This is a genomic window from Pseudomonas sp. Tun-23181, assembly GCF_057415455.1.
This window is the reverse complement of record NZ_CM171630.1, coordinates 90,667-117,131: the sequence shown is the minus strand read 5'-3', so window position 1 is coordinate 117,131 and position 26,465 is coordinate 90,667. Positions and strand designations below refer to the sequence as shown.

General features: G+C 64.3%; 24 protein-coding genes and 2 pseudogenes. 18 read left to right on the top strand and 8 right to left on the bottom strand.

Going from position 1 to position 26,465, the window contains the following annotated elements; all coding sequences use genetic code 11:
• The first annotated feature begins 105 nt into the window (after positions 1 to 105).
• The 10 genes from glcD (at position 106) to ACDI39_RS00610 (ending at position 12,741) form a co-directional block, all read left to right on the top strand.
• Positions 106 to 1,605, top strand: coding sequence for a glycolate oxidase subunit GlcD (glcD, locus tag ACDI39_RS00655; RefSeq protein WP_225789235.1), 1,500 nt, complete (start codon positions 106 to 108; stop codon positions 1,603 to 1,605).
• On the top strand, positions 1,605 to 2,657 hold the full coding sequence (gene glcE / locus ACDI39_RS00650) for a glycolate oxidase subunit GlcE (RefSeq protein ID WP_225789234.1): 1,053 nt from the start codon (positions 1,605 to 1,607) through the stop codon (positions 2,655 to 2,657). The genes glcD and glcE overlap by 1 nt, the downstream gene beginning before the upstream one ends.
• Before the next feature lie 9 nt (positions 2,658 to 2,666).
• Positions 2,667 to 3,884 carry a glycolate oxidase subunit GlcF gene (gene glcF, locus ACDI39_RS00645; protein ID WP_225789233.1) on the top strand — a complete coding sequence of 406 codons (1,218 nt, stop codon included), beginning with the start codon at positions 2,667 to 2,669 and terminating at the stop codon, positions 3,882 to 3,884.
• A 9-nt stretch (positions 3,885 to 3,893) separates the two neighbouring features.
• Positions 3,894 to 4,292: a heme-binding protein gene (locus ACDI39_RS00640; RefSeq protein ID WP_225789232.1), complete on the top strand. Its 399-nt coding sequence runs from the start codon at positions 3,894 to 3,896 to the stop codon at positions 4,290 to 4,292.
• A 45-nt stretch (positions 4,293 to 4,337) separates the two neighbouring features.
• Positions 4,338 to 6,515, top strand: a complete 2,178-nt coding sequence (locus tag ACDI39_RS00635; protein WP_486537245.1) for a malate synthase G — start codon at positions 4,338 to 4,340, stop codon at positions 6,513 to 6,515.
• Positions 6,516 to 6,732: 217 nt separating this feature from the next.
• Entirely contained in the window at positions 6,733 to 8,418 is a 1,686-nt protein-coding gene (locus ACDI39_RS00630; protein WP_253091548.1) for a lactate permease LctP family transporter, read from the top strand.
• 186 nt (positions 8,419 to 8,604) lie between these two features.
• Entirely contained in the window at positions 8,605 to 10,293 is a 1,689-nt protein-coding gene (locus tag ACDI39_RS00625; protein ID WP_486537244.1) for an FAD-dependent monooxygenase, read from the top strand.
• A 10-nt stretch (positions 10,294 to 10,303) separates the two neighbouring features.
• Positions 10,304 to 10,486: a DUF2783 domain-containing protein gene (locus tag ACDI39_RS00620; protein WP_225789228.1), complete on the top strand. Its 183-nt coding sequence runs from the start codon at positions 10,304 to 10,306 to the stop codon at positions 10,484 to 10,486.
• Positions 10,487 to 10,556: 70 nt separating this feature from the next.
• Positions 10,557 to 11,882, top strand: coding sequence for an MFS transporter (locus ACDI39_RS00615; RefSeq protein WP_225789227.1), 1,326 nt, complete (start codon positions 10,557 to 10,559; stop codon positions 11,880 to 11,882).
• Between the two features lie 49 nt (positions 11,883 to 11,931).
• A complete protein-coding gene (locus ACDI39_RS00610) occupies positions 11,932 to 12,741 on the top strand; it encodes a LuxR C-terminal-related transcriptional regulator (protein WP_225789226.1) in 810 nt (269 codons plus the stop codon).
• Positions 12,742 to 12,786: 45 nt separating this feature from the next.
• Here ACDI39_RS00610 and ACDI39_RS00605 read toward each other — a convergent pair whose 3' ends face one another.
• The 4 genes from ACDI39_RS00605 to ACDI39_RS00590 are packed head-to-tail and all read right to left on the bottom strand — an operon-like array spanning position 12,787 to position 17,716.
• Entirely contained in the window at positions 12,787 to 14,043 is a 1,257-nt protein-coding gene (locus ACDI39_RS00605) for an OprD family porin (RefSeq protein ID WP_253091550.1), read from the bottom strand.
• 47 nt (positions 14,044 to 14,090) lie between these two features.
• The gene (locus ACDI39_RS00600) at positions 14,091 to 14,804 is read right to left on the bottom strand and encodes a sulfite exporter TauE/SafE family protein (RefSeq protein WP_253080609.1); all 714 of its coding nucleotides are present in this window, start codon (positions 14,802 to 14,804) and stop codon (positions 14,091 to 14,093) included.
• 20 nt (positions 14,805 to 14,824) lie between these two features.
• Positions 14,825 to 16,222, bottom strand: coding sequence for an amidohydrolase family protein (locus ACDI39_RS00595; RefSeq protein ID WP_486537243.1), 1,398 nt, complete (start codon positions 16,220 to 16,222; stop codon positions 14,825 to 14,827).
• A 21-nt stretch (positions 16,223 to 16,243) separates the two neighbouring features.
• Positions 16,244 to 17,716 carry a uracil-xanthine permease family protein gene (locus ACDI39_RS00590; protein ID WP_253080608.1) on the bottom strand — a complete coding sequence of 491 codons (1,473 nt, stop codon included), beginning with the start codon at positions 17,714 to 17,716 and terminating at the stop codon, positions 16,244 to 16,246.
• 131 nt (positions 17,717 to 17,847) lie between these two features.
• Here ACDI39_RS00590 and ACDI39_RS00585 point away from each other — a divergent pair, with 131 nt between their 5' ends.
• Complete coding sequence (locus tag ACDI39_RS00585; RefSeq protein ID WP_253091553.1) at positions 17,848 to 18,873, top strand: substrate-binding domain-containing protein; 1,026 nt, start codon at positions 17,848 to 17,850, stop codon at positions 18,871 to 18,873.
• A 58-nt stretch (positions 18,874 to 18,931) separates the two neighbouring features.
• Here ACDI39_RS00585 and ACDI39_RS00580 read toward each other — a convergent pair whose 3' ends face one another.
• Entirely contained in the window at positions 18,932 to 19,111 is a 180-nt protein-coding gene (locus ACDI39_RS00580) for a hypothetical protein (RefSeq protein WP_253091559.1), read from the bottom strand.
• 149 nt (positions 19,112 to 19,260) lie between these two features.
• On the opposite strand from ACDI39_RS00580, the gene ACDI39_RS00575 reads away from it, so the two are divergent.
• From ACDI39_RS00575 to ACDI39_RS00555, 5 genes and pseudogenes are all read left to right on the top strand, one after another.
• Positions 19,261 to 20,196, top strand: coding sequence for a cyclase family protein (locus tag ACDI39_RS00575; RefSeq protein ID WP_253080607.1), 936 nt, complete (start codon positions 19,261 to 19,263; stop codon positions 20,194 to 20,196).
• A gap of 303 nt (positions 20,197 to 20,499) precedes the next feature.
• Positions 20,500 to 20,595, top strand: a pseudogene (locus ACDI39_RS00570) (LysR family transcriptional regulator); the annotation flags it as partial.
• Positions 20,595 to 20,936 (top strand): annotated as a pseudogene (locus ACDI39_RS00565) (SDR family oxidoreductase); the annotation flags it as partial. The pseudogenes ACDI39_RS00570 and ACDI39_RS00565, both read left to right, overlap by 1 nt.
• 20 nt (positions 20,937 to 20,956) lie before the next feature.
• Positions 20,957 to 21,364 carry an SRPBCC family protein gene (locus tag ACDI39_RS00560; RefSeq protein WP_225789219.1) on the top strand — a complete coding sequence of 136 codons (408 nt, stop codon included), beginning with the start codon at positions 20,957 to 20,959 and terminating at the stop codon, positions 21,362 to 21,364.
• 136 nt (positions 21,365 to 21,500) lie between these two features.
• Positions 21,501 to 22,487: a zinc-binding dehydrogenase gene (locus ACDI39_RS00555; RefSeq protein WP_225789218.1), complete on the top strand. Its 987-nt coding sequence runs from the start codon at positions 21,501 to 21,503 to the stop codon at positions 22,485 to 22,487.
• A 28-nt stretch (positions 22,488 to 22,515) separates the two neighbouring features.
• On the opposite strand, the gene ACDI39_RS00550 is transcribed toward ACDI39_RS00555, so the two are convergent.
• Positions 22,516 to 23,301: an SDR family oxidoreductase gene (locus ACDI39_RS00550; protein WP_253080606.1), complete on the bottom strand. Its 786-nt coding sequence runs from the start codon at positions 23,299 to 23,301 to the stop codon at positions 22,516 to 22,518.
• 185 nt (positions 23,302 to 23,486) lie between these two features.
• Here ACDI39_RS00550 and ACDI39_RS00545 point away from each other — a divergent pair, with 185 nt between their 5' ends.
• Positions 23,487 to 23,789: a hypothetical protein gene (locus ACDI39_RS00545; protein ID WP_225789216.1), complete on the top strand. Its 303-nt coding sequence runs from the start codon at positions 23,487 to 23,489 to the stop codon at positions 23,787 to 23,789.
• A 124-nt stretch (positions 23,790 to 23,913) separates the two neighbouring features.
• Here ACDI39_RS00545 and ACDI39_RS00540 read toward each other — a convergent pair whose 3' ends face one another.
• On the bottom strand, positions 23,914 to 24,432 hold the full coding sequence (locus ACDI39_RS00540; RefSeq protein WP_225789215.1) for a DUF1993 domain-containing protein: 519 nt from the start codon (positions 24,430 to 24,432) through the stop codon (positions 23,914 to 23,916).
• Between the two features lie 929 nt (positions 24,433 to 25,361).
• Between ACDI39_RS00540 and ACDI39_RS00535 the strand changes: the two genes are divergently transcribed.
• Positions 25,362 to 25,805, top strand: a complete 444-nt coding sequence (locus tag ACDI39_RS00535) for a GFA family protein (protein ID WP_253080604.1) — start codon at positions 25,362 to 25,364, stop codon at positions 25,803 to 25,805.
• A gap of 464 nt (positions 25,806 to 26,269) precedes the next feature.
• On the opposite strand, the gene ACDI39_RS00530 is transcribed toward ACDI39_RS00535, so the two are convergent.
• Positions 26,270 to 26,458 (bottom strand): hypothetical protein, encoded by a 189-nt coding sequence (locus tag ACDI39_RS00530; RefSeq protein ID WP_253091113.1) that lies wholly within the window; start codon positions 26,456 to 26,458, stop codon positions 26,270 to 26,272.
• Positions 26,459 to 26,465 lie beyond the last annotated feature (7 nt).

Here is a 26,465-nt window from a genome sequence, read left to right as displayed (position 1 = left end):
ACGCGCAGCCTACGCTCGACGTCGGCCCGGTGGGCCAGCTTCGGGCGGACCAGGCCCCAAGCGCACCGGCTGCCGCCAAGAACAACAAAAATACAAGTGAGCCTTATGAACATTCTCTACGACGAGCGCGTCGATGGCGCACTGCCTCGAGTCGACAAGGCCGCCCTGCTCTCGGCACTACGCCAGGCCCTGCCTGACCTGGAGATTCTCCATAGCCAGGAAGACCTGCGCCCTTACGAATGCGATGGCCTCAGCGCCTACCGCGTGGTGCCCCTGCTGGTGGTGCTGCCCGAGCGCCTGGAGCAGGTGCAGGCCCTGCTGAAGATCTGCCACGCCCGCCAGGTGCCGGTGGTGGCCCGCGGCGCCGGTACCGGGCTGTCCGGCGGCGCCCTGCCGCTGGAGCAAGGCATCCTGCTGGTGATGGCGCGCTTCAACCGCATCATCGAGATCAACCCCGAAGGCCGCTTCGCCCGCGTCCAGCCAGGGGTGCGCAACCTGGCGATTTCCCAGGCCGCGGCCCCCCACGGCCTGTACTACGCCCCCGACCCATCCTCGCAGATCGCCTGCTCGATCGGCGGCAATGTCGCCGAGAACGCCGGCGGCGTGCACTGCCTGAAGTACGGCCTGACCGTGCACAACCTGCTCAAGGTCGAGATCCTCACCGTCGAGGGCGACTACATGACCCTGGGCAGCGACGCCCTGGACGCACCCGGCTTCGACTTGCTGGCACTGTTCACCGGCTCCGAAGGCATGCTCGGCATCGTCACCGAGGTGACCGTCAAGCTGCTGCCCAAGCCCCAGGTCGCGCGGGTGCTGCTGGCCAGCTTCGACTCGGTGGAAAAGGCCGGGCGCGCGGTAGGCGACATCATCGCCGCCGGCATCATCCCCGGGGGCCTGGAGATGATGGACAACCTGTCGATCCGCGCCGCCGAAGACTTCATCCACGCCGGCTACCCGGTGGATGCCGCCGCCATCCTGCTGTGCGAGCTCGACGGCGTGGAAGCCGACGTACAGGACGACTGCGTGCAGGTCGAGGCGGTGCTCAAGGCCGCCGGCGCCACCGACGTGCGCCTGGCCTGCGACGAGGCCGAGCGGGCACGCTTCTGGGCCGGGCGCAAGAACGCCTTCCCCGCCGTGGGGCGCATCTCCCCGGACTACTACTGCATGGACGGCACCATCCCGCGCCGCGCACTCCCCGGGGTGCTCAACGGCATCGCCGAGCTGTCGCACGAATATGGGCTACGCGTGGCCAACGTGTTCCATGCCGGCGACGGCAACATGCACCCGCTGATCCTCTTCGATGCCAACCAACCTGGCGAGCTGGAGCGCGCCGAAGCCCTGGGCGGCAAGATCCTCGAACTGTGCGTGGCGGTCGGCGGCAGCATCACCGGCGAGCACGGCGTGGGACGCGAGAAGATCAACCAGATGTGCGCGCAGTTCAACAGCGACGAACTGACCCTGTTCCACGCGGTCAAGCATGCCTTCGACCCGCAAGGCCTGCTCAACCCCGGCAAGAACATCCCCACCCTGCACCGCTGCGCCGAGTTCGGCTCGATGCACGTGCACCACGGCAAGCTGCCGTTCCCTGAACTGGAGCGTTTCTGATGCGACACGATCACGACGCCAGCGCCGCCCTGCTGGAGCAGGTCAACCAGGCGCTCAACGAACGCACGCCGTTGCGCGTCCAGGGCAGCAACAGCAAAGCCATGCTCGGCCGCCCGGTGAGCGGCGACGTGCTCGACACCCGCAGCCACCGCGGCATCGTCAGCTACGACCCGACCGAGCTGGTGCTGACCGCGCGGGCCGGCACGCCGCTGCTGGACATCGAGGCCGCGCTGGATGCCGCCGGGCAGATGCTGCCCTTCGAGCCGCCGCACCTGGGCCGCGAGGCCACGTTGGGCGGGATGGTCGCCGCCGGGCTGTCCGGCCCGCGCCGCCCGTGGGCCGGCTCGGTTCGCGACTACGTGCTCGGCACCCGCGTCATCACCGGCCACGGCAAGCTGCTGCGCTTCGGCGGCGAGGTCATGAAGAACGTCGCCGGCTACGACCTGTCGCGCCTGATGGTCGGCAGCTTCGGCTGCCTGGGGCTGCTGACCGAGGTTTCGCTGAAAGTGCTGCCCAAGCCGCGCAAGTGCCAGAGCCTGCGCCTGGAGATGGACGTGCACCAGGCCCTGGGCGAGCTGGCCGAATGGGGCCAGCAACCGATCCCGATCAGCGCGGCCTGCCATGATGGCAAGGCCCTGCACCTGCGCCTGGAGGGCGGCGAAGGCTCGGTGGCCTCGGCGGTCGAGCGCCTGGGTGGCGAGGCCCTCGATGGCCGCTACTGGGCTGACCTGCGCGAGCAGCGCCTGGGCTTTTTCGAAGCGCCCGAGCCGCTGTGGCGCCTTTCGCTGCCGCACAACAGCCCACCGCTCGAACTGCCGGGCCGGCAACTGCTGGACTGGGGCGGCGCGCAGCGCTGGCTGAAGTCCGACGCGCCGCCTGTGCTGATTCGCCAGGCCGTGGCCCGCCTGGGCGGCCACGCGACCCTCCACCAACCAGACCCGGCCCCTTTCCACCCACTGGCCGAACCGCTGCTGCGCTACCACCGCAACCTCAAGCAGCAACTCGACCCCCAGGGCATCTTCAACCCGGGCCGTCTGTACGCCGAAGTCTGAGAGCGCGCCATGCAAACCAACCTGAGCGAACAAGCCAAAAGCCTTCCCCGCGCCGAGGAAGCCGAGCGGATCCTGCGCTCGTGCGTGCACTGCGGGTTCTGCACCGCCACCTGCCCCACCTACCAGTTGCTGGGCGACGAGCTGGACGGCCCGCGTGGGCGCATCTACCTGATCAAGCAGGTGCTCGAGGGCCAGGAGGTCACCGCCAAGACCCAGACCCACCTGGACCGCTGCCTGACCTGCCGCAACTGCGAAACCACCTGCCCCTCCGGCGTGCAGTACCACGACCTGCTGGACATCGGCCGTGCCGTGGTCGAAGCACGAGTACCGCGTTCGTTCGGCGAGCGCCTGCTGCGCGAAGGCCTGCGCACGGTGGTGCCTCGGCCGGCCGTGTTCAAGGCCCTGACTCGCACCGCCAAGGCCTTCCGCCCGCTGCTGCCGCAGACGCTGCAAGCCAAGCTGCCGCGCCATCCGCACCCGGCCAAGCCGCGTCCCCAGGTGCTGCATGCCCGCCGCGTGCTGATGCTCGAAGGCTGCGTGCAACCGTCCCTGTCCCCCAACACCAATGCCGCCGCCGCCCGCGTGCTCGATCGCCTGGGCATCTCGGTGACGCCAGCCCGTGAGGCCGGTTGCTGCGGCGCGGTGGACTATCACCTCAATGCCCAGGACAAGGGCCTGGAACGCGCCCGCCGCAACATCGACGCCTGGTGGCCGGCCATCGAGGCCGGTGCCGAGGCCATCGTGCAAACCGCCAGCGGCTGCGGCGCCTTCGTGCGTGACTACGGCCACCTGCTCGAGCACGACCCGGCCTACGCCGCCAAGGCCGCACGGGTCAGTGCCCTGGCCCGCGACCTGGTCGAGGTGCTGCGCGCCGAGCCGCTGGAGCGCCTGGGCATCCACGGCGACCGGCGCCTGGCCTTCCATTGCCCATGCACCCTGCAGCATGCGCAGAAACTCGGCGGCGCCGTGGAAGACGTGCTCGAACGCCTGGGCTTCAGCCTGACCCAGGTGCCCGACAGCCACCTGTGCTGCGGCTCGGCCGGCACCTACTCGCTGACCCAGCCCGAGCTGTCACGGCAATTGCGCGACAACAAGCTCAACGCCCTGGAAAGCGGCAATCCGGAAGTCATCGTCACCGCCAACATCGGCTGCCAGACCCACCTCGACGGCGCCGGGCGCACGCCTGTGCGCCATTGGATCGAGCTGGTGGAAGAAGCACTCGTCTAGGAGAACGCCATGCAACGCAAAGCTGTACTCGAGCAGGCCGACGTCGCCCGCATCCTCGCCGCTGCCCACGAAGAGGCGCAGCGCAACCAATGGGCGGTGTGCATCGCCGTGGTCGATGACGGCGGCCACCTGCTGGCCCTCCAGCGCCTCGACGGCTGCGCGCCCATCGCGGCCTACATCGCCACCGAGAAGGCCCGCAGCGCGGCCCTCGGCCGGCGTGACACCAAAGGCTATGAAGAGATGGTCAACGGCGGGCGCACAGCGTTCGTCAGCGCGCCGCTGCTGACCTCGCTCGAAGGCGGCCTGCCGCTGCGGGTGGACGGCCAAGTGGTCGCCGCCGTGGGGGTTTCCGGCGTCAAGGCCGAGCAGGACGCCCAAGTGGCCGCAGCCGGTATCGCCGCGCTCTGAGCGCGGCTTCAAGAACAGATGGACCCAGTGATAGGAGAGACGAGCATGACCGAACGCGTGCCTTGCCAGCGTTTGCAGGTGGCGGAGAACTTCAAGCGTTTCATCGAGGATGAGGTGCTCCCCGGGACCGAGGTCGCAGCGGAGCGTTTCTGGAAGGGCCTCGATGCCCTGGTGCACGACCTGGCCCCGCGCAACCGCGCCCTGTTGGCCGAACGCGACCGCCTGCAGGCCGAACTGGATACCTGGCACAGGGCGCATCCTGGGCCGGTGACCGACATGGACGCCTACCAGCACTTTCTCACCCGCATCGGCTACCTGCTGCCGCAACCTGAAACGGTCAAGGTCGGCACCGAGCACGTCGACAGCGAGATCACCGTGCAGGCGGGGCCGCAACTGGTGGTGCCGGTGATGAACGCGCGCTATGCCCTCAATGCCGCCAACGCCCGCTGGGGCTCGCTGTACGACGCCCTGTACGGCACCGACGCGATCGCCGAAGACGACGGTGCGGCCAAAGCCCCCGACTACAACCCGGTACGCGGCGCGCGGGTGATCGCCTTCGCCCGCGCCTTCCTCGACCAGGCCTTCCCGCTGCAGGGCGCCTCCCACGTCGAGGCCAGTGCCTACCAGGTGGTGGCCGGCCAGTTGCAGGTCTCGCTGAAAAACGGTGAGGCGACCGGCCTGGCCCAACCGGGTCAGTTCGTCGGCCACCAGGGCGAAGCCTCGTCGCCAGCCGCCGTACTGCTCGTGCACCACGACCTGCACGTGGAAATCCAGATCGACCCGACCAGCCCCATCGGCAGCACCGACGCCGCCGGGATCAAAGACCTGCTGCTGGAGTCGGCGCTGACCACCATCATGGACTGCGAAGACTCGGTGGCCGCGGTCGATGCCGACGACAAGGTGGCCGTCTACCGCAACTGGCTGGGCCTGATGAAGGGCGACCTGGCCGAGCGCGTGCGCAAGGGTGGCCAGACCCTCACCCGCACCCTGAACCCCGACCGCACCTACCACGGCCGCGATGGCGCGCCACTGACCCTGCCGGGGCGCTCGCTGCTGTTCGTGCGCAACGTCGGCCACTTGATGAGCACCCCGACCATTCTCGACGAGCAAGGTCAGGAGATTCCCGAAGGCATCCTCGATGCGGTGGTCACCAGCCTGGCCGCCCTCCACGACCTGCGCCGGCGCGGCAACTCGCGCAACGGCAGCGTCTACATCGTCAAGCCGAAGATGCACGGCCCGGCCGAAGTCGCCTTTGCCGATACGTTGTTCGGCCGTGTCGAAGACCTGCTCGGCCTGGCCCGCCACACCTTGAAGATGGGCATCATGGACGAGGAACGGCGCACCAGCGTCAACCTCAAGACGTGCATCGCCGAGGCGGCCAGCCGCGTGGTGTTCATCAACACCGGGTTCCTCGACCGCACGGGCGACGAGATGCACTCGGCCATGGAAGCCGGCGCCATGCTGCGCAAGGGCGACATGAAGTCCACCCCGTGGATCCAGGCCTACGAACGCAACAACGTGCTGGTGGGGCTGGACTGCGGCCTGCGCGGCCGTGCACAGATCGGCAAGGGCATGTGGGCCATGCCGGACCTGATGGCGGCCATGCTCGAACAGAAGATCGCCCACCCCAAGGCCGGCGCCACTACCGCCTGGGTGCCCTCGCCCACCGCCGCCACCCTGCATGCCCTGCACTACCACCAGGTAGACGTGCGCCAGGTGCAGCGGGAGCTCGAACGCATCGACCTGCACAGCCAGCGCGAAAGCCTGCTGCGTGACCTGCTCAGCGTGCCGGTCAGCCCCACGCGCGACTGGAGCACCGCCGAGATCCAGGCGGAACTGGACAATAACTGCCAGGGCATCCTCGGCTACGTGGTGCGCTGGGTCGAACAGGGGGTCGGTTGCTCCAAGGTGCCGGACATCCACGACGTCGGCCTGATGGAAGACCGCGCCACCCTGCGCATCTCCGCCCAGCACATCGCCAACTGGCTGCACCACGGCGTGGTCAGCGCCGACCAGGTTCGCGCGACGCTGGAGCGCATGGCGCGGGTGGTCGACGAGCAGAACGCCGGCGACCCCGCGTACCGGTCGATGGCATCGGATTTCGAGAGCTCGTATGCCTTCCGCGCAGCCAGCGACCTGGTGTTCAAGGGGCGTGAGCAGCCCAGCGGGTATACCGAGCCGCTGCTGCATGCCTGGCGGCTGCGTTTCAAGCAGGCGCGCTGAATCTGTACCGGGCTGCCTTGCAGCCCATCGCCGGCAAGCCGGCTCTCAGGGCCAAGTCGATCACCAATGGTGTGACTTGCAAGGCCCTGTGGGAGCGGGCTTGCCCACGAACAGGCCCGAACAGACACCACCTGACCACTGACCCACCCGGAGACCTCATCCCCGTCGACACGCCCACCCCCTGACAAGCTACCAACAATAAGAAGAGGCTTTTGACATGCAAACCTGGCAACAGATGTACACCCCGCTCGGCAGCCTAGGCCTGTCGGCGCTGGTCGCGCTGATCCCGATCATCTTTTTCTTCGTCGCCCTCGCCGTCTTTCGCATGAAAGGCTACCTGGCCGGCACCCTCACCCTGGTGCTGTCGATCCTCGTCGCCACCCTGGCCTACGGCATGCCCCTGGACATGGCCTTCGCCGCCGCCGGCTACGGCTTCGCCTACGGCCTGTGGCCGATCGCCTGGATCATCGTCGCGGCGGTGTTCCTCTACAAGCTCACGGTCAAGAGCGGCCAGTTCGAGGTGATCCGCAGTTCGGTACTGTCGATCACCGACGACCAGCGCCTGCAGGTGCTGCTGATCGGCTTCTCCTTCGGCGCCTTCCTCGAAGGCGCGGCAGGTTTCGGTGCGCCTGTGGCAATCACCGGTGCCCTGCTCGTGGGCCTGGGCTTCAACCCGCTGTATGCCGCCGGCCTGTGCCTGATCGCCAACACCGCCCCGGTGGCCTTCGGTGCCCTGGGCGTGCCGATCATCGTCGCCGGGCAGGTGACCGGCATCGACGCCTTCAAGATCGGCGCCATGGCCGGGCGCCAGTTGCCTCTGTTGTCGGTCATCGTGCCGTTCTGGCTGGTGGCGATCATGGATGGCTGGCGCGGCGTCAAGGAGACCTGGCCCGCCGCCCTGGTGGCCGGTAGCAGTTTCGCCATCACCCAGTACCTGACCTCCAACTACATCGGCCCGGAGTTGCCGGACATCACGTCGGCGCTGGTCAGCATCGTGTCGCTGACGTTGTTCCTCAAGGTCTGGCAACCGACCCGCGCTGCGGATCGCGAGGTCGTCGGCATGTCTGGCGGCGCCGCCGTGATGGGCGGCTTCTCCGGCGCCCGCAGCGCCACGCCCTCGCCCTACGCCTTCGGGCAGATCCTCAAGGCCTGGTCGCCGTTCCTGATCCTCACCGTGCTGGTGACCATCTGGACGCTCAAGCCGTTCAAGGCCCTGTTCGCTCCGGGCGGAGCGTTGGAGCAACTGGTACTGGTGCTCGCCATCCCGCACCTGGACCAGTTGGTGATGAAGGCCGCGCCCATCGTCGCCGAGCCCACTCCCATGGCGGCGGTGTACAAGTTCGACCTGGTGTCGGCGGGCGGTAGCGCGATCCTGCTGTCGGCGCTGTTGTCGATGTTCGTCCTGCGCATCGACTGGAAGACAGGCCTTGCCAGCTTCAAGGAGACCCTGGTCGAACTGAAGCTGCCGATCCTGTCCATCGGCATGGTGCTGGCCTTCGCCTTCGTCACCAACTACTCGGGCATGTCCACCACCCTGGCGCTGGTGCTGGCCGGCACTGGCGCGGCGTTCCCGTTCTTCTCGCCGTTCCTCGGCTGGCTGGGCGTGTTCCTGACTGGCTCCGACACCTCGTCCAACGCGCTGTTCGGCTCGCTGCAGGCCACCACCGCGCACCAGATCGGCGTCAGCGACACCCTGCTGGTGGCTGCCAATACCAGTGGCGGCGTGACCGGCAAGATGATCTCGCCACAGTCGATCGCCGTGGCCTGCGCCGCCACCAGCATCGTTGGCAAGGAGTCGGACCTGTTCCGCTTTACCCTCAAGCACAGCCTGATCTTCGCCGCCATCATCGGTTTGATCACGTTGTCGCAGGCGTATGTGTTCACCGGTATGTTGGTGCATTGATACCCATTGGGCGCAGGGAGAGAGCAGCGGGCTGCTCTCTCCCTGCTGCCAGCGCACCTTCACCTGGCCGCTTGATGAACGCTTGTCCCTTTATGGGGACATGGGCGGCAAAACATCGCGATTAGGATTGCCTTCGATTTCAGTGGTCTCTGCCCACAAACACAAGAACATCGGAGAGCATTCAGCATGCACTGCCCATCGGTCGAGCCACGACGCTCGCTTTATTTCGATTACCAGGTCTATCCCGCCTTTACCGCGGCCGTGGGTGCCGTCTCCCGCCATCGTGAGGCGGTCGTGGTGGTCGGCGCCGGCCCCATTGGCCTGACGGCGGCATTGGAGCTTGCGCGATATGGCATCCCCAGCGTGGTGCTGGAGGCCGAGCAGCAGGTCAGCGAGGGCAGCCGTGCCATCGTCTTCACGCGTCGTTCGCTGGAGATCCTGCAGCAGGTGGGTGTCGCTGATCGAGTCACCCAGGCCGGGCTTGCCTGGCGCTTCGGCAATTCGTTCTACCGCAACCAGCTGGTGTACCGCATGGAAGTGCCCCACGATGACGACGACCGCTTCCCGCCCATGACCAACCTGCAGCAGCCATGCCTGGAGCATGAACTGGTACAGGCCGCCCAGGCCAACCCGCTGATCGAGCTGCGCTGGGGCAACAAGGTTGTCGAGGTACGCCAGCACGATGATCACGCATGCCTGGAGGTGGATACGCCAGCCGGCCTGTACTCACTGGAAAGCAGCTGGGTCATCGCGGCCGACGGTGCACGCTCGGCCCTGCGTAGCCTCCTTGGCCTGAAACTGGAAGGGGCAGCCTATGAAGGCCGCTTCGTGATTGCCGATATCCGTATCAAGATCGACCTGCCCACCGAACGGCTGGCCTACTTCGACCCACCCTGGAACCCGGGGAACACGGTATTGATGCACCGTGAGCCGGACGATATCTGGCGTATCGACTACCAGTTGCCGGCTGACGAAACGCCCGAGCAGGCGCTGTCGCCCGAGTCGTTGCGCGCGCGTATCGACGCGCAGCTGGCCTTGGTGGGTGTGCAGGATCGTCGCTGGGCGTTGGACTGGAGCTCGGTGTATTCGGCACGTGCGTTGACACTGCCCGAGTACATCCAAGGGCGGGTTGTGTTCGCGGGAGATGCCGCCCACTTGCTGCCGATTTTCGGCGTGCGCGGGGCGAATACCGGGTTTCAGGACGTCAGCGACCTGTGCTGGAAACTGGCCCTGCAGATCAAAGGCCTGGCTGGCCCTGAACTGTTGCCCTCCTATAGCCATGAACGGGTGGGCGCGGCTCGCGAGATCATCCAGGAGGCGGGAAAGAGCACGCGCTTCATGACACCACCCAGCACGGCGCAGCGCTTGCTGCGCGATGCGGTGCTGTCCTTGTCGCTGAGCCAGGCGTTCGTTCGGCCGCTGTACCACTGGCGCACCTCCAGGCCGCATGACTATTGCGACTCGCCGCTCAATTGCCGGGACGACGATGACCACCTGTTCACCCAGGGGCCACGGGTAGGCGCTACGCTGCTGAACCTGCGCCTGGGCGACGACGACTTCCTCTTCGATCACCTTGGGGCGGCGTTTCATCTGCTCTGGTTCAGCGATGCCGCAGAACTGCCACAGGACGTTCAGGCCCAGGTTTCGAGCTTGCAGGCGCAAGGAGTACCGCTTCGGGTGATCGCCGTGGGTGCCCAGGTCAAGGGCGCGGACTTGTCCCTGGATGATCGCAGTGGCCGCCTGCGCCAACGCTATGGGGCACCGCTGGGCGGTGCCTACCTGGCCCGTCCGGACCAACACGTATGCGCGCGTTGGCAAACCCTGAGCGCAGCTGCGCTGGCGGCCGGCATCCATAGCGCCCTGGGCAATCACTGAGGAGAGCATCATGTCGACCCTGACCATCGCCGATCTGGAAACCCTCTACGACCACCTGGCCGACAGCCTGGACCGCACGCCCGAAGGCAAGCGGGAGCTGATGTTGGTCAAACTGGCCCTGCTGGCGGCCGAAGCGCTGGGCGATGCCGAGCGTTTCGCCCAACTGGTCGAGATCGCCTCGCGCGATCTTTAGCTGGCCTGTCCCCGTCGCCCGGCGCCCGCCGGGCAATGGACTTCCCAATAATAACAATCAGGTGGTCCCCATGACCCACGCTGTCGCCGAGGCCGCGCCTGCCTGCGCATCCAGTGACTATCACCGTGTCGGGCGCAAAGTTGCCCGTCGGTTGATCCCCTTCTTGTTCCTGTGCTTCGTGCTGTCGTTCCTGGACCGGATCAACATCGGCTTCGCCGGCCTGACGATGATGGCCGACCTGCAGTTGAGCAGTACCCAGTTCGGCCTCGCCACGACGCTGTTCTATGTCGCCTATATCGCCTGCGGTATCCCCAGTAACCTGGCCTTGGCCCGTATTGGCGCCCGACGCTGGATCGGTTGCTTGATGATTGCCTGGGGGCTGGCCTCGACCGCGACGTTGTTCGCCACTGGCCCACTGTCCCTGTACCTGCTGCGGATCGTGGTGGGCATTACCGAAGCCGGATTCCTGCCCGGCGTGCTGCTGTACCTCACCCTGTGGTTCCCGAGCGCCTACCGCGCCAGGGCCAATGCGCTGTTCATGATCGCCATGCCGTTCACGGCGGGTTTCAGCTCGGCATTGTCGGGGCTGATCCTCGGGCTCGACGGCACCTGGGGTTTGAAAGGATGGCAATGGCTGTTCCTGCTCGAGGGGTTGCCCTCGGTGCTGGTCGGGTTCGTGGTGTTCCGTTACCTGGATGACAGCCCGCGCCAGGCCAACTGGCTCGATGCCAAGGAGCAAGCATTGCTGCTCGCTGCGCTGGACGCCGAGCGCAAGGGCCCCGGCAAGCCGGCAGCAGCGCCACGCAGCGTGCTGATGGAGCTGGCCTCGCCGCGCATCCTGTTGTTCGGCATGGTGTATTTCTGCCTGGTCAACACGCTGGCGATGATTGCGGTATGGACACCCTTGATCGTCAAGAGCTTCAACAGTACCGGGAGCCACCAGGCGATCGGCCTGCTTGCCGCCGTCCCCCAGGTCGTGACCATCGTCTCGATGGTCGTCTGGGGACTGCATTCGGATCGCACCGCCGAACGCCGCTGGCATTTGGTGCTGCCCATGTTGCTGGCGGCGATCGGCTGGTTGCTGGCGCTGCCCGGCGGTGGCGCGACGCTGCAGTTGACCGGTGTATGCCTGGCCGCGGCCGGCTCCTACACGGCGATGTCGATTTTCTGGACCACGCCCGACCAGTGCTTGAGCATCGAAGCCCGGGCGCTGGGCATTGCCCTGATCAATGCCCTCGGCAACCTGGGCTCGGCCCTGAACCCACTGCTGGTGGGCTGGCTCAAGGACCTGACCCAAGGCTTCACGGCCGGGTTCATCTACGCAGGCGTGCTCATGCTGGTCGGGGCGCTGTTGGCCTTGTGTCTGCCGCTGTCGGCTAACCGAACCACCGCCTGATAGACTGGCGTACAGTGCTCGAAGTCGACGCCCTAGTGAGGAAACGGATATGCAATTCTGGCCGCTGCGCACGATCGAGCCGGAGCGCTGCCTGAACATCGGGCAGGCAGCCGCCTTGCTGGGCCGGGTTGGAGAGAACCATCGACGGCAACTGGCCGGCGACCTGCTGCAGTTGATTGGCAGCGGCATTCCCCTGGCGCAGTGCACAGTGTTCGCCTACGCGCCACGCCGCAACCCCCAGGTGTTCACCTTCGCCGACCGGGCCCGCGAAGTGTCGCTGTTGCAGATTTCCAGCCGTTATGCCGAGCGCTTCTACAGCCAGGACGGCAACCAGCACGCCATGGCCTGCAGCAATGGCGGCGAGCGAATCGTGGTGCAGCGCCAACGTATCGACGACATCGGCCATGCTGAATACCGGCGCATCTGCTACGAGCAACCGAAGATCGCCGAGCGGCTCGCACTGCTGGCCAGCTGTGACAAGGGGCGCTGGCTGTCGGTGAACTTCTACCGAGGGCGTGAACACGGCAGCTTTTCTGCCCAGGAGCTGGACTTCATGGAGGCCTCGGCGCCGCTGTTGATGCAGATCGTGCGGATGCATTACCTGGCTTACCTGCAAGCCAATGAACTGCCGCTGTTGCTGACCGAGCGGCTGGCTGGCCTGTATCCGGAGTTGACGTTGCGTGACCGGGAGCTGCTGCGCTTGCTGCTGAGCGGTATCGACAACGATGAAATCGCTGTGAGCCTGGGGGTACGCCCTTCCAGTGCGGCCACCTATATCAAGCGTCTTTATCGCAAGCTGGGCACCAGTGGGTTGCGGGAGCTGATTGGGTTGGCGACTCAGGCAGGGCGTTGGCGGTGATGCTTTGCGGGTCCAAAGGGTGAGGTAGTGGGAGCGGTTTTGAGTTTAAAAGAGTTCGACCGGCAAACTCACAATCAACCGGTTCTCAGTAAAATCGCTTACCCCAAAATCCCGCCCCACCTCAGCGTTGACCCAACGAACGCTGAGCCCCTGAAGGCTGCGAAACTGAAAGGTATACGTCAGCCCCACATCACGCGCCCACTCCCGCCCCTTGGAGGTCTCGGCGCTATGGATATGGTCGCCGTGGGCGTAGCGCACCAACAGCGTCAACCCCGGTATGCCCAGCGCGGCGAAGTTGTAGTCGTAACGCAGTTGCCAGGACCGCTCGTTGGCGTACACGAAGGTGTTGGCGAACATGTCGTTGGCCAAGGTGCTGCCCAGCGAGCGGTCGATCGTGACCCAACCGTCCTCCCCGTACATTCGCTGCCACCCCATGTAGAACCGGTGACCACCATGGGCGGCAGACAGCAGCAGTGAAGCCGCCTGGTTGTCCAGCGCGCCTGCCAGCGAACGGCCTGTGTCGCGGGTGTCGAACGCTCCCAGCACACCGCCGACCGTCCAACCGCCAACCGGTTGATAGTGCGTGAGGCTGTAGTAGTTCTGCCGGTAGACGTTGTCCAGCTCCGCCGTCCACAGCCCTAGCGCCGAATCCTTGCCCAGGCGGTACTCGCCGCCGGCGTAGGTGAATCGGTCAGAGGTCGCGGTTGCAACGGTACGGCCGCCGACCGAGGGGTAAAGGTCTTCGCTGTCTGCGGCGCTGCGCGGGCTGAAGGCGTGGATCTGGCCGACATGCAGGGCAAGGCGATCGATCTCCCTGGAAGTCAGCATGGCGCCTTGAAAGGTCTGCGGCAGCAACCGACCGTCATTGAAACGCAGGATGGGCACGTCTGGCATCAGTTCCCCCAGGCGCAGTTCGGTGCGCGACAGGCGCACCTTGGCGGTCAGCCCCAAACGGCCATAGCTGGCCGGCGCACGGCCATCGTCATGGTCATAGGGTAGCAGTTCGGTGCCAGTGCGGTCCGGGCTGCTGTCCAGTTTGACGCCCACCAGGCCCAGGACATCCAGGCCCACGCCCACAGCGCCCGGGGTGTAGCCGGAAGTGCCTTTGATGATGAAGCCCTGGGCCCACTCCTGGCGCTGGCTTTGCACCGCACCGGTGTCACTGTAGTCGCGGTCGAAGTAGTAATTGCGCAGCAATACCGTGGCCTTGCTGTCATCGATCAAGCCTGCATCCGCCATGGCGGACCAGGCAGACGTGCACAACAGAGCCGCCCGGGTAATCGGGTTGTTCAAGGCAAACATGACGAATTCCTTTTTTGTACTTGTTGTGGAATGCGATGGGGGGGTGCTTATTGCACCAGCAGAAGCGCCCCGGAGACGAAGGCGAAGATGAGTACGAAGCGGCGCAGGCGCGTCTCGTTGATCAGGTGGCGGGCCCAGTGGCTGGCGACCACACCCAGCGCCAAAGGCACGCACAGGGCCAGCACCGGAGAGACCTGCTCGGTGTGCAAATGCCCGCCCACAGCCAGCGCCACCAGCGAAATCACCTCCCCCACCAGGAAGCACAGGGCCACAGAGCCCCGCAAGGTAGCCACCGGCGAGTGCTGGTACACCAGGGCGAGCGGCGGGCCGCCCACACCGGTGGCGGTTTCGGTGATGCCGGTGATCACGCCGGTTGAGATCAGCGCCCGGCGCCCGGGCACAAAAGACGGCGCCAACCAGGTGGCCAGGCACGCGGCGATCGTCGACAGCCCGATCAGCAGGTTGAGCTGCGAAAGCGGCAGCAAGAGCAGGATCCAAAGACCGCCAAACGTGCCGGCAAAACGCCCCAGGGTAATCCACGAGCTGCCTCTGAAATCGATGGCGCTACGCTCGCGCCAGGCAACGGCGGCATTGAGCGGCAACATCAATATCAGCAGGCTGATGGGCAAGGACTCCGGCGCCAGCAATCCCATTACCGGTGCCACGATCAGTGCGAAGCCCATGCCCGTCGTACCCTGGATAAGCGCACCGCACGCGACGGCGACAGCAATGATGTACAGGGGGTCGAAGGGTAGATTCATCGTTCTTTCGTTCCTGTCAGTCAAGCCACGCTCGGCAAGGGGTGCACTTTATGGATGGGGGCCTGGTCGACGACGCTTCTGGCCAGCGCATCGACCCGGCGCATCAGGTCGCGTGCATCCCAGTCAGTGGGCCAGCCTTGCCACAGGCGTACCTTGCCCTGCACCACCACGGCCTGGATCTGGTCGCGGTTGGCGAGCCTGACCAGGTCCCAGGGCAGGTTCCAGGACGGCAGCAACTCGGGGACCGCCAGGTCCACCAGCAGGAAATCCGCCGCCTTACCCGACGCGATGCGCCCGGTCACCTTGCCCAGCCCCAGCACGTCAGCGGCGTTACCGGTGCCCATGTCCAGCCACAACTGGCCGCTGCCACACACCGAGTCGCCAACCGGCAACCCATGGGCAAAGCGCTGCGCAGCTTCGGCGTAATCGAGCAGGCGGAAACCGTCACCACGGGTGCCGTCGGTGCCCAGGCCAACGGGAATTCCCAGGCAGTGCATCAGGTGCGCCTGGGCAACGGCGTTGCCTTTCCAGGCGCTGGCCACCGGGTTGTAGCTCACGGCTGCGCCGCTATCGCGCAGCAGGCAGAGCTCGTTCGAGGTCAGCAGTGTCGCGTGGGCCAGCAATGCCCCCGGCCCCAACGCGCCCGCCCGGTGCAGTTGCTCGAGGGGCCTTACCCTGTAACGCTCAAGGGAACGCTCGACTGCAACCAGGTGTTCGTTGACATGGCTCTGGAACACCCTGCCCGCCTCATGGCACAGGCGGTACGCAGCGCCCAGGGTGGGGTCGGTGGCAATCTCGGGGATGGGGATTGCCAGCGACGGAGTGATCAGCGAGTCGTTGTCCCACGCGGCCAGGTGCTGCTCAGCCACCGAGAGCACCTGGTGGGCATCGAGTACACGCTCGCCTTCCAGGTCGTTGCAGGTTTTGGCCAGTACGCAGCGTATGCCCACTTCATGGACCGCCTGGGCAATTGCCTCCACCCCCTCCTTGGAGCGGGTACCGGCATCGCACACCGTGGTGAAACCGCCACGCAACGACTCGAAGGCGGCCAGTTTGCTGGTCAGGTACAGCAGGTCGGTATCCAGCGAGCCCTCAAGGGGAATCCACACGCGACGAAAGATCTCCGACGGCTCGCCAAACACCAGGCCTTTGCCGAAGCTCTGGCTGAGGTGGTGATGGGTATCGATGAAGCCCGGCATCAACAGCTGGCTTTCAAGACGCAGGACGGCATGGTCGGGATAGCGGCCTTGCAGCAGCGCCAGCGGGCCGACATCGGCGAAGTGGCCATCGACCACGCGCACGGCGTGATCTCGGCGCGGCCCTTCCGGCAGCAACAGCCAGTCGGGGGCCAGCAGTTGGCCGGGCGCGACAAGGTGCTCTGGCGAAACCGCCAGGTGATGGGTAAAGGAGCAGTTCATATAAAAACCTTAGTGTGCAGGTCAGGAGTTGATCAGCTTTGCCTTGGCGTCCGCGGCGGTGTGCGGGCGGCCAATGCAATGGAAAAGGAAGTTCATGACGGCCGCGGTCAGCGCGCCCATGGCAACGCCATTGCCGAGCAGCCCCGCGATGCCGTTGGGGAACTGGCTGTAGACGCCAGGCACAAGAATCGGTAGTAGCCCGACGGCCAGGGCGATGGACACCACATACATGTTGCCGTGGTTGCGCAGGTCCACTTTGCGCAGCATGTCGATGCCCATGGTGCCGACGATGGCAAACACAATCAGGCTGGTACCGCCGACCACGGCTTCAGGTACGCCTTCGATCAACCGTGCCAGCGGGGCAAGCAAGGCGAAGACCAGCAACAACACGCCGGAAACTGCAGTCACATAGCGTGAACGTACATGGGTGGCGCGGATGACGCCGATGTTTTCGCCGCTGGTGATGATCAGCGAAGTGCCCATGAAACCACCGAAGATCGAGGTCAGCGCATCGCCACGGATCGTCCGCACCACGTCTTTATGTACGTCCAGGGGTTTGTCTACCGCTTCACTGATGGCCACGGTCTGGCCGGTGGCCTCTACCATCGAAACCAGGCAAAAGAGCATCAGCGGGATCGAGGCGAACACATCGAAGTGCGGCACGCCGAACGGCATGAAGGTCGGCAGGCTCAACAAGGGGTAGGCACCAAGGCCTGCGCGGTCGAATGCGCCGATGGCCACTGCAAGCAAACTGCCGCCCAGCAAGCCCAGCAAGATCGACAACTGGCCCAGCGTGCCGCGCAACAGCCGCGCGCAGAGCACGGTGATGGCGATGGTGGCAAAGGCCAGCAGCAGTTGCTGGGGCGCGGCGAAATGCGCGCTGCCGGGCTGGCCGACAATCAACTGGCCCGACAGCTTGACCAGGTTGACCGCGACCAGCAGCAACATGGTGCCCACGACCACCGAAGGGAAAAACCGTAGCAGGCGCCGAAACACCGGCAACACCAGAAAGTAGAAAATGCCCGTCAGGATCACCGCGCCCGATGCCGTCGCCACACCGTTCTGCTGGGCGATCAGGATGAACAACATGATCGGTGCGCCGCCAGGCAGCATGATGAACGGCAGGCGTGCGCCACAGCCCCGCAAGCCCAGCGACTGCAACAACGTGCCCAGGCCACAGACCAGAAAGGTGGCGCTGAGCAGCTGTAGCGTCAGCTCACTGGAAAAGCCGAGGGCCGTGGCCATCAGAAACACCGACGCGATCGGCGATGCCGCCATCACCAGCACATGCTGGGCACCAAACATCAGCAACTGGCGCCAGGGCAGGCGCTCATCAACAGGGCTAACAGGGTTCTTCTCGATATCCGGCATATCCCACCTCGACCTGAGCCGCCAGCGACGGCCCATTGAATTATTGTTATTTGGATCTGGACGAGCCTTGGCAGGAAAAATGCTGTCATCTCCCCTACCAAATCGATTTGTTTGTTTACCCAAATCGATTTGGGTGAAATGTATCCCTGTCCACATCGACTGTCAACGCATCCATCACCCCGGCGCGCCTCAGTAGCTGATAGCCTTCAGGCAGCGTATAACTGCCGCCATCGCTTCAAAGAGCCCACCTGTCTATGCCCAACAGCACCTCTCGCCGCCTCACCATTGCCGATGTCGCCAACGCCGCCGGGGTGTCGCGCACCACCGTGTCCCACGCGCTGAATGATCGCGGGCAAGTCGATCCGGCGACCCGGGCACTGGTGAAGGAAGTCGCTGAACGCCTGGGTTACAGCCCCAACCTGCGTGCCCAGCGCCTGCGCACCGGCCGTGCCAACGCCATTGCCCTGCTCTCCTCCATGCCCTTTGCCGTGGCCGGTGGGTCGTCGCGCTTGGGCTTCTTGATGGAAATCGCCGCCACCGCTACAGAGGCGGCGCTGCGTCGAGGCGTGGCGCTGGTGCTGGTGCCGCCCATGGATGAGGCCCAGGACCTGCTTGATAGCCTGGATATCGACGGTGCGGTGATCATCGAACCGGTCGCCAACGACCCGAACGTTGCGCGCTTGCGCAAACGCGGCGTGAAGCTGGTGTCCATCGGGCGCCAACCCGAGGCACAGGCCTTGCCGTACATCGACATGCATGGCGAAGCCACCGGGACACTGCTGCTCGACCACCTGCACCAACAGGGCGCCCGGCACATCGGCCTGGTGATCGGGGCGCAATCCCGGCACTCCTACCTGGACATGGAGCAGGCCTACCGGGCGTACTGCACCGTCAACGGCCAGGTACCGGCGATCGTTCGGGCAGATGAAGGGGGGGGCGAAGCAGCCGGTGCGGCCGCGTGCCTTGACCTGTTGCAAGCGCATCCAGACATCGACGGCCTGTGCGTGCCGGTCGATGCCTTTGCCACCGGCGCCGTGCGGGCGTTGCGGGACAAAGGGCTCAAGATCCCCCAGGACGTGAAGGTGGTGACGCGCTACGACGGCTTGCGGGCACGCGAAAGTACACCGCCACTGACGGCGTTGGACATGCATCTTGAAGACGTGGCTGCCCTGGCCATCGAGCTGCTCTTCGAGCAAATCAATGATACTGGCGAGCGTCAGCGTATTGATGCTCCGATGGCTACGCTGGTTGCGCGTGAGTCGAGCCTAGGCTCTGTATGAAACCTTTGGAGGTCTGATTTTTCGTTTGCTCAGGCGCAGCATGGCAGGACATGGGTGCTCAAGTGCCTGGTAAACGATGCTGCAAGCCGGTAGGGATGGCATTGCTGTCACGCTCCAGTTGCTGGATCGACTTGGCCGACTGCTCGATCTCCTGGCTCAGGCGGTCTACGCTCTGCACCGCTGCGTCAATCTGCTGCTGACCTTCGCGGACCTGCTGCTGGCTAATGATGCCGCTCAACCGGTAGCCGCTTTCAGGCCTCACCGCGCAGAGGGGCCGTCATCCTTTGACCTACACGCAAAAGTCATTGTCCTGCCCGCCGCTTTTTCTCGCCCTTGCCCCCGCCCAGAATCCGGGCCTGACATCACTTCCCGATCAGGAGATTCCGGATGAACCACTTCAAGCCCCTGCTGCTCGCCGCCGCCCTGGCCACCAGCGCCCAAGCCACCCTGGCCGCCGACTGGCAGGATTCACCCTACGGCAAGCAGGACGAAATCGGCGCCGCCAACCTGCTCACCCCCGAGGTGGTCAAGCAGGCCGTCGGCCTGGTCAAGACCGGCAAAACCTACCCCCTCGCCGTGCCGGTGAGCAAGGACCTGCCGGCCTTCCGCCACCGCAGCTTCCACCTCTACAACATCCAGCCCGGCGAACAGGCCGGCCGGACCCTGGGCAAGAACAAGTTCAGCTTCAACGACGAGCTGGTCAACGGCTGGACCGGCGTCGGCACCCAGCTCAACGGCATCGGCCACATCGGTATCGACAACGTCTACTACAACGGCAACAAGGCCGCCGACTTCGTCACCGTCGAAGGCGTGACCAAGCTTGGGGTCGAGAAGGTACCGCCGATGGTCACCCGTGGCGTGGTGCTGGACATGACCACCTACTACGGCAAGGCCATCGTGCCGGGCGGCACGTCGTTCACCGTGAACGACATCAAGGCCGTGCTGAAGAAACAAGGCATCACCTTGCGCAAGGGCGATGTGGTGCTGTTCAACACCGGTTGGCTGGAGCTGATCGGCAAGGACAACCAGCAGTTCCTCGCCACCGAGCCCGGCATCGACCTGCCAGCGGCTCGATGGCTGGCCGACCAGGGCATCGTCGCCTTCGGCGGCGACACCTGGGCCTCGGAGGTCTACCCCAACCCGACGGGCGAAGAGTTCCCGGTCAACCAGTTCATGCTGGCCAAGCGCGGCATCTACAACCTGGAACTGATCGACACCCGCGCCCTGGTGCGCGACAAAGCCTTCGAGTTCCTGTTCGTGTTGGGCCAGCCGCTGTACAAGGGCTCGACCCAAGTCAACATCAACCCGGTGGCCATCCACTGATCGTACATCATTGATGCCTCTTGCCCGTGCGCCGCGATGGGCAAGTGCATCTCTATTAATGACTCCCTGCCAAAGGTTTGAAACCGGACACCCCCTGCTCGCCCCGGCCATCGGGGGCCTTTGGTATCGGCACCACCGAATTACCCCTATGGGACTGCTGCCGGTGCATGCTGCTGGTATGGTTGGGCGGACGCGGCAAGGTCGCTGCCAGCGCCGTGGGCGAGACGGTAGTTCGCCCGCCAGGGAGGCTAGCCAAGGCAGAGCTGTCCTAGTAAAACTCCGGACAGTTCCCTTGGAGGTCTCATGCAAGATCTACGTCAGTTGCGCTACTTCGTCGCCGTCGCCGAATGCGAGAACGTTGGACGCGCGGCCGAGCAGCTTCACATCTCCCAATCCCCCACTACGGAGTGACCAAGGCCGCCAACCTCGCCGTATCCCATGGCCTGGCCAAGCGCCTGGCAGGCACTGGCGTCACCGTCAACGCGGTACTGCCCGGCCCGACGCTCACCGACGGCGTTGCCACCCTGGTGGCTGAAGCAGCCAAGGTGTCCGGCCGCAGTCTTCGCGAAGAAGCGGACAACTTCGTGCGCACCGCTCGCCCGAGCTCGATCATCCAACGCGCCGCCGAGGTCGATGAAGTCGCCCACCTGGTGGTGTACCTCGCTTCCCCTTACTCCTCCGCCACCACCGGTGCGGCCCTGCGGGTCGACGGTGGTGTGGTCGACAGCCTCGCTATCTGAATTCAACTGGAGAACCCATCATGGCCAACGCCTACGCATCCCTGAAAACCCACCACAGCCCTGATCACGTCTGGGCCCTGATCGGCGGCTTCGACAGCCTGCCCGACTGGCTGCCGTTCATCCCTGAAAGTATCTCCAGCGAAGGCGGCCGCGTGCGCTCGCTGAAAGACCCGGATGGCAACACCATCATCGAGCGCCTGATGGCCTTCGATGAACAACAGCGCAGCTACAGTTACTCGATCCTCACCAGCCCGTTCCCGGTGACCGGCTATCTGTCGACCCTGCGGGTCAAAGCCGACGGCCAGGGCAGCCTGGTGGAATGGCTCGGCGAGTTCACCCCGGTTGGCGTGAGCGACGATGAAGCCATCGCACTGTTCACCGGCATCTACGACGGTGGTCTGCAAGCCCTGGCCAAGACCCTGGGCTGAAATGAACACAAGGGGCCGCCGCACAGCGGCCCCTCGTCATTGTTGCCCCTCGATCAACACGCCTTTGCGCCAGTGCAGCTGTTTCCCTCCGCTACACCTCGCTACCCTTCCCCTTCTTCTCTCAAGAGGATTCCCCATGTCCACCACGCATCGCGCCTGGGGTTGGACCCCGGGCGCCGGCCTGGACGGCCTTGAGCTCATCGACAAACCCCTCCCCCCACCCGGCCCCGGCCATGTGCTGGTGGCTAACCGCGCCATCGCCCTGAACCCGGTGGACTGGAAGATCTGCGAATGGGGCCATGCCGATTGGCGCCAGGGCACCGTGCCCGGCGTCGATGGTGCCGGCACCGTTGCCGCCGTCGGTGAAGGGGTCGACCTGCCCCTGGGCACCCGTGTCGCCTATCACCAGTCCCTGTCCCGCGATGGCAGCTTTGCCGAGTACTGCCTGCTCGATGCAAGCCTGGTGATGCACATCCCCGCCAACCTCGATGACGCCGCCGCAGCAGCGGTCCCGTGCCCAGCCCTCACCGCCTGGCAGGCCCTGGCCAAGGTAGCCGACGGCGCCTCCCGTGACGTGCTGGTAGTGGGCGCCGGTGGCGCGGTGGGCTTCTACCTTGTTCAGCTCGCCGTGCAGCGCGGTTTGCGCGTATGGGCCACCGCTGGCGAGAAACACCACGACCGCCTCAAGCAACTGGGGGTGGTCGGGGTGTTCGACTACCGCGCCAGTGACTGGCAAGCACGCCTACAAGCCGCCCTGGGTGAGCGCCCGCTGCATGCATTGTTCGACACCGTCAGTGGAGAGCATGCGGCGAGCCTGGCTTGCCTGCTCGGCTACAACGGCCACCTGGTGTGCATCCAGGACCGCCAGGAAGCCGCCCCCCTGCCCGCCTTCAGCACAGCGATCTCGTTGCATGAAGTAGCGCTCAACAGCATCCATGCCCATGGTCTGCGGCTCGATCGCCAGGCGTTGAAGGTCGAAGGGGAGCGTTTGCTGCAAATGGTCGCCGAGGGCCGGCTGGTAATGCCGCAGCGCCTGGACTTTGCCTTCGATGCGCTGCCGAAGGCATTGCGCCAACTCAAGGAAGGCCGCGCATCGGGCAAGTGGGTGACGCGGCTGGGGTGATCCAGCCGCCTCGCCCAGGCGTGCAAGGTCAGAAAGTACCCGGGTAGGCACCGCCGTCGATCAGCAGGTTCTGCCCGGTGATGTAGCCACCGTGAACGCTGCACAGGAAGGCGCAGTACGCCCCGAACTCCTTGGCATCGCCGAACCGCGCCGCCGGAATCGCCTGGCGGCGTGCCTGGGTGATCGCCTGCAGGTCGCCACTGGCCTGGCTCGCTGCCTGCAGAGTCTTTTGCAGACGGGCAGTGTCGAAGGCGCCTGGCAGCAAGTTGTTCAGGGTCACGTTGCGCCCGGCCAGACGCTGCTGACGGGCGAGACCTGCGATGAAACCGGTCAGGCCGCTGCGCGCGCCATTGGACAGGCCCAGGATATCGATCGGCGCTTTCACCGCGCCCGAGGTGATGTTCACCACCCGGCCAAAGCCGCGCTCGGCCATGCCATCGACCACGGCCTTGATCAGCTCGATGGGCGTGAGCATGTTGGCGTCCAGGGCCTTGAGCCAGTCTTCCCGACTCCAGTTACGGAAATCACCTGGCGGTGGACCACCGGCGTTGTTGACCAGGATATCGACCTGCGGGCAGGCGCTGAGCAGGGCCTCGCGTACCGCAGGCTCGGCCACGTCGCCTGCGACCGTGCATACTTCGATGCCCGAGAAGCGGCTGCGCAGTTCGACGGCCGTCTGCTCCAGGGTGGTGGCGGTGCGGGCGTTGATCACCAGGTTGACGCCCTCGCCGCCCAGGGCCTCGGCGCAGCCTTTGCCCAACCCTTGGCTGGCGGCGCAGACGATGGCCCAGCGGCCTTTGATACCTAGATCCATGTTGGCTCCTCGTCGATTGATGCGTTGGACATTATCACGCGTTGAAGCGCACTGGCCCCTGTGAAAGCAGCGGTTCGGTTGCCCCCACAGGATGCCTGCACGGGCCATTGGCGGGAAAACCCCACGGGTTGTTTGGTGCTTTCAATAGCACCGTTACCTCTGGAGCGGGTTTACCCGCGAAGACGATGCGCTGCATCTGCATCAACGATGCTGTAAATCTGGTTACCGGCCAGCGCGCTGAGGAGACGCCTGGCTCTGGCCCTTTCGTCATGCGCGCCGAGGGCCACCACCTTTCCCTGAACATCGAGACAGGAAAAGCCGTCCGGCGCTACTGCGTAGAGGTAACCGGCCACTACATGGCGCCGAAGAAAGCCGGCGGCATGAAGCGCGTGAACAAAACGGTCTCGGTGGTCGCCAACTACTGCCCGTTCTGCGGCAAAAAGTGCACAGCAGACGATGAAGAGACAACCAGAGCCACATCAGCCTGACGTTAACTGCCCATCTGTGCCCGCCCATACAGGAAAGCATGGCGCAGAGCCCACGTTGCCCATGTCGATTTACAGGCGCAGTCATAGAAGGTTCTGCGGTGTGGGTGGGCAGAAAATCACCAACTCACTGTCGCAGATAGGCGAACATGTGTTGTACGTAATCGGCCTTCCCGAGCGGCACACCGTTGTGACGCAGAATGTTGTATGCCGTGACTAGATGAAAGTAGAACTGCGGTGTAACCCAATTGACTGCGTACTCACTGCCAGTCATATCAAAAGTGATGCTATTTGGTAGCTCAATCGCGATTTGGAGCTCTGCTGCTGCATCTACCGTCGCTACATCAGCAGTGTCGAGAATTCGTAAAGTTCGCTCGATCAGCGCCTTCGCCGATGCCATATCCTCTGGCGGCGAGAGCGACTCCAGCGGCTGCCGTGTAAGCCGCTGAACCGCCTCCTGCGCCTGGACACACGCATACTGAACTTGCCTAGCGAGATTGTGCATGTCTGGTGCTAGCCGAGACTCAAGCAAGATTACCGGATCATAGCCACGATCACGGGCGCAGGTCTCTCCCTTAGATAGAAGAGCCGATAAGGATCGTAACATCTGGGCAAAACAGGGGATGGTGATTGCGTAGATCGACATATATTTTCCCTGAGTAATCATTCGACATGGGCACAAGCAATCAACCTTTTTCACTGTCACCCAGTGTGCTGAATCCTAGCAGATAACTGCAGCTTACCCGCCAACAGCATTTTTTACTGCCCCCAAGTTCTTTGACATAGAGAGATTTGAGCCGGAGACCGACGCCAGGTGTTTTACGGGGCGCTGGACTTCATCGCCAGCGCAGAGCGCCCTGCCCCATAGACAGTTCAGGGGGAGACAGTGCGGTGTTGATGGATGCGCGAGCTTAGTGCACCGCGAGGCCGAAAGGCGGCAGCCGCAGGCTGTGCGGCAAAGCCGGGTTAGCTCCGGCCTCACCCCCCTTCCCTTGACGGTCAGGAAAGACTGACCCGATCCATCCCCCCGACATTGCAATGGTGATCGCCATGCATCGCGAGCCCGCAACGCTCATCAGTGCGGCGGCCGTTTTGTCGAGATCTGCGTCGGACATCACCACCATGTGATTCTTCGTGCTGCTGAGCGCTTGCCATTGGCAGCGTCCACGGCACAGATATGCAGTGCGATGAGCGCGGTGCTGACGAAACTGACGGCCATCAGGGTGGGCAAGGACCGAATCGACTTGTCTCCCTGCCCCCATTGGCCACGCCTGCGAACGAGCCAGCCTCGGCCCACGCTGTCTCCCGTGCAATTGCCCGGATCACCTTTTCGAACCCGCTCAGCTTGGCCATATGCCCCCTTGCTGATGGCGTGATGGCCTCAAAGGGGACTTATCACGAACAACCCGAAACGTCACTTACTGCCGAATGCCAAGGGTTTCTGCTGGTCGACGTGAGTAATGCCCTTATAAGATGTCTCTCTGGTTATTGGCATTTTCAAAATCCCAGAGGTAACACTGGGCCCTGACCCGTGAACACCTACTTTGACTTATCAAACTCAAGTAGAGGAACGTTATGGCTGATGAAATAGACGATGATCGTCCTGTTTACCGGGCAGCCTGCCATTGCGGGGCGGTACAGTTCTCATTGCGCTTGACCGATGGCACGCGTACAGCACGTAGATGTAACTGCTCCCTCTGCCGTATGCGTGGTGCCGTGGCGGTATCAGCTAACCTGGGCGACATCACTATTACCCAAGGGGAAGAGGCGCTCACTCTTTATCAGTTCAACACACGCGAAGCGAAGCACTACTTCTGCTCTAAGTGTGGCATCTACACCTTCCACCGGCGCCGTTCTGCGCCCGATCAGTACGGCGTTAATGTGGCCTGTATTGAGGGAATGAGCCCATTTGATTTCCCAGAGGTGCCTGTCAATGAGGGTCGGACTCATCCTAAAGACCGTGTAGGCGGGGGCTCCGGGGTTGCAGGATGGGTGCGATACGAAAGCAATGCAGAGTGACTGCACAGCTTGCTTGGAGACAGCACTGCGAGGCTGTGGCTCTCGCTGCAAAGAGCACGTCTATTATGCGCCTCCCGCTGGTTCAGCGGCATAAGCCATGAAGCCTAGAGGAAGCAAGCTCGAGGTTGAGACTGAGAAGCTTCTGGCTGTCCGCGAGCGTCCGCTTTCAACCAAAAGCTGCCGCTGGGTAGAAAAACCATCACCCACAAAAAAGCCCCATTTTCAGGGGCTTTGATGAGAAATGTGGCGGAAGCGTAGAGATTCGAACTCTAGGATAGTTGCCCATCGACGGTTTTCAAGACCGTTAGATAAAACTCCATACGATGCGGCTTGCGCGCAGAAATCGATTCCAAAACATAGGCGAAACGGCACGGCTACAGGCCGCATACTGCAAGGGTCGCCGTTTCAGTTTTGGAACCGATTTTCACCCCCTCCTACGGCGTTCTGCCGACCCTAATCCCCACTCAATGAAGCGTTTCAGAAGGCCCGCCCAGGGCACGCAACTGGTAGTCAGTCACGGCCTGGAAAAGCGACTCGGCCAGCAAGCGTAGGCGCTCGATCTCCTCCGGCGCCGCGCCAGCATCTTCGGCCTGGTGATACTGCCGCAGAGCATCGACCGCCTGCTGTATCAACGGCTCGCCGGCGAGGATCATTCCTTCT

Bases quoted from the DNA above. Each gene is read 5' to 3' on its own strand.
- ACDI39_RS00550 (WP_253080606.1), bottom strand. From the start codon at position 23,301: ATGGATCTAGGTATCAAAGGCCGCTGGGCCATCGTCTGCGCCGCCAGC.
- ACDI39_RS00545 (WP_225789216.1), top strand. From the start codon at position 23,487: ATGCGCTGCATCTGCATCAACGATGCTGTAAATCTGGTTACCGGCCAG.
- glcD (WP_225789235.1), top strand. From the start codon at position 106: ATGAACATTCTCTACGACGAGCGCGTCGATGGCGCACTGCCTCGAGTC.
- ACDI39_RS00640 (WP_225789232.1), top strand. From the start codon at position 3,894: ATGCAACGCAAAGCTGTACTCGAGCAGGCCGACGTCGCCCGCATCCTC.
- glcF (WP_225789233.1), top strand. From the start codon at position 2,667: ATGCAAACCAACCTGAGCGAACAAGCCAAAAGCCTTCCCCGCGCCGAG.
- ACDI39_RS00625 (WP_486537244.1), top strand. From the start codon at position 8,605: ATGCACTGCCCATCGGTCGAGCCACGACGCTCGCTTTATTTCGATTAC.
- ACDI39_RS00560 (WP_225789219.1), top strand. From the start codon at position 20,957: ATGGCCAACGCCTACGCATCCCTGAAAACCCACCACAGCCCTGATCAC.
- ACDI39_RS00555 (WP_225789218.1), top strand. From the start codon at position 21,501: ATGTCCACCACGCATCGCGCCTGGGGTTGGACCCCGGGCGCCGGCCTG.
- ACDI39_RS00605 (WP_253091550.1), bottom strand. From the start codon at position 14,043: ATGTTTGCCTTGAACAACCCGATTACCCGGGCGGCTCTGTTGTGCACG.
- ACDI39_RS00585 (WP_253091553.1), top strand. From the start codon at position 17,848: ATGCCCAACAGCACCTCTCGCCGCCTCACCATTGCCGATGTCGCCAAC.
- ACDI39_RS00630 (WP_253091548.1), top strand. From the start codon at position 6,733: ATGCAAACCTGGCAACAGATGTACACCCCGCTCGGCAGCCTAGGCCTG.
- ACDI39_RS00620 (WP_225789228.1), top strand. From the start codon at position 10,304: ATGTCGACCCTGACCATCGCCGATCTGGAAACCCTCTACGACCACCTG.
- ACDI39_RS00530 (WP_253091113.1), bottom strand. From the start codon at position 26,458: ATGATCCTCGCCGGCGAGCCGTTGATACAGCAGGCGGTCGATGCTCTG.
- ACDI39_RS00610 (WP_225789226.1), top strand. From the start codon at position 11,932: ATGCAATTCTGGCCGCTGCGCACGATCGAGCCGGAGCGCTGCCTGAAC.
- ACDI39_RS00635 (WP_486537245.1), top strand. From the start codon at position 4,338: ATGACCGAACGCGTGCCTTGCCAGCGTTTGCAGGTGGCGGAGAACTTC.
- ACDI39_RS00535 (WP_253080604.1), top strand. From the start codon at position 25,362: ATGGCTGATGAAATAGACGATGATCGTCCTGTTTACCGGGCAGCCTGC.
- ACDI39_RS00575 (WP_253080607.1), top strand. From the start codon at position 19,261: ATGAACCACTTCAAGCCCCTGCTGCTCGCCGCCGCCCTGGCCACCAGC.
- glcE (WP_225789234.1), top strand. From the start codon at position 1,605: ATGCGACACGATCACGACGCCAGCGCCGCCCTGCTGGAGCAGGTCAAC.
- ACDI39_RS00595 (WP_486537243.1), bottom strand. From the start codon at position 16,222: ATGAACTGCTCCTTTACCCATCACCTGGCGGTTTCGCCAGAGCACCTT.
- ACDI39_RS00615 (WP_225789227.1), top strand. From the start codon at position 10,557: ATGACCCACGCTGTCGCCGAGGCCGCGCCTGCCTGCGCATCCAGTGAC.
- ACDI39_RS00600 (WP_253080609.1), bottom strand. From the start codon at position 14,804: ATGAATCTACCCTTCGACCCCCTGTACATCATTGCTGTCGCCGTCGCG.
- ACDI39_RS00540 (WP_225789215.1), bottom strand. From the start codon at position 24,432: ATGTCGATCTACGCAATCACCATCCCCTGTTTTGCCCAGATGTTACGA.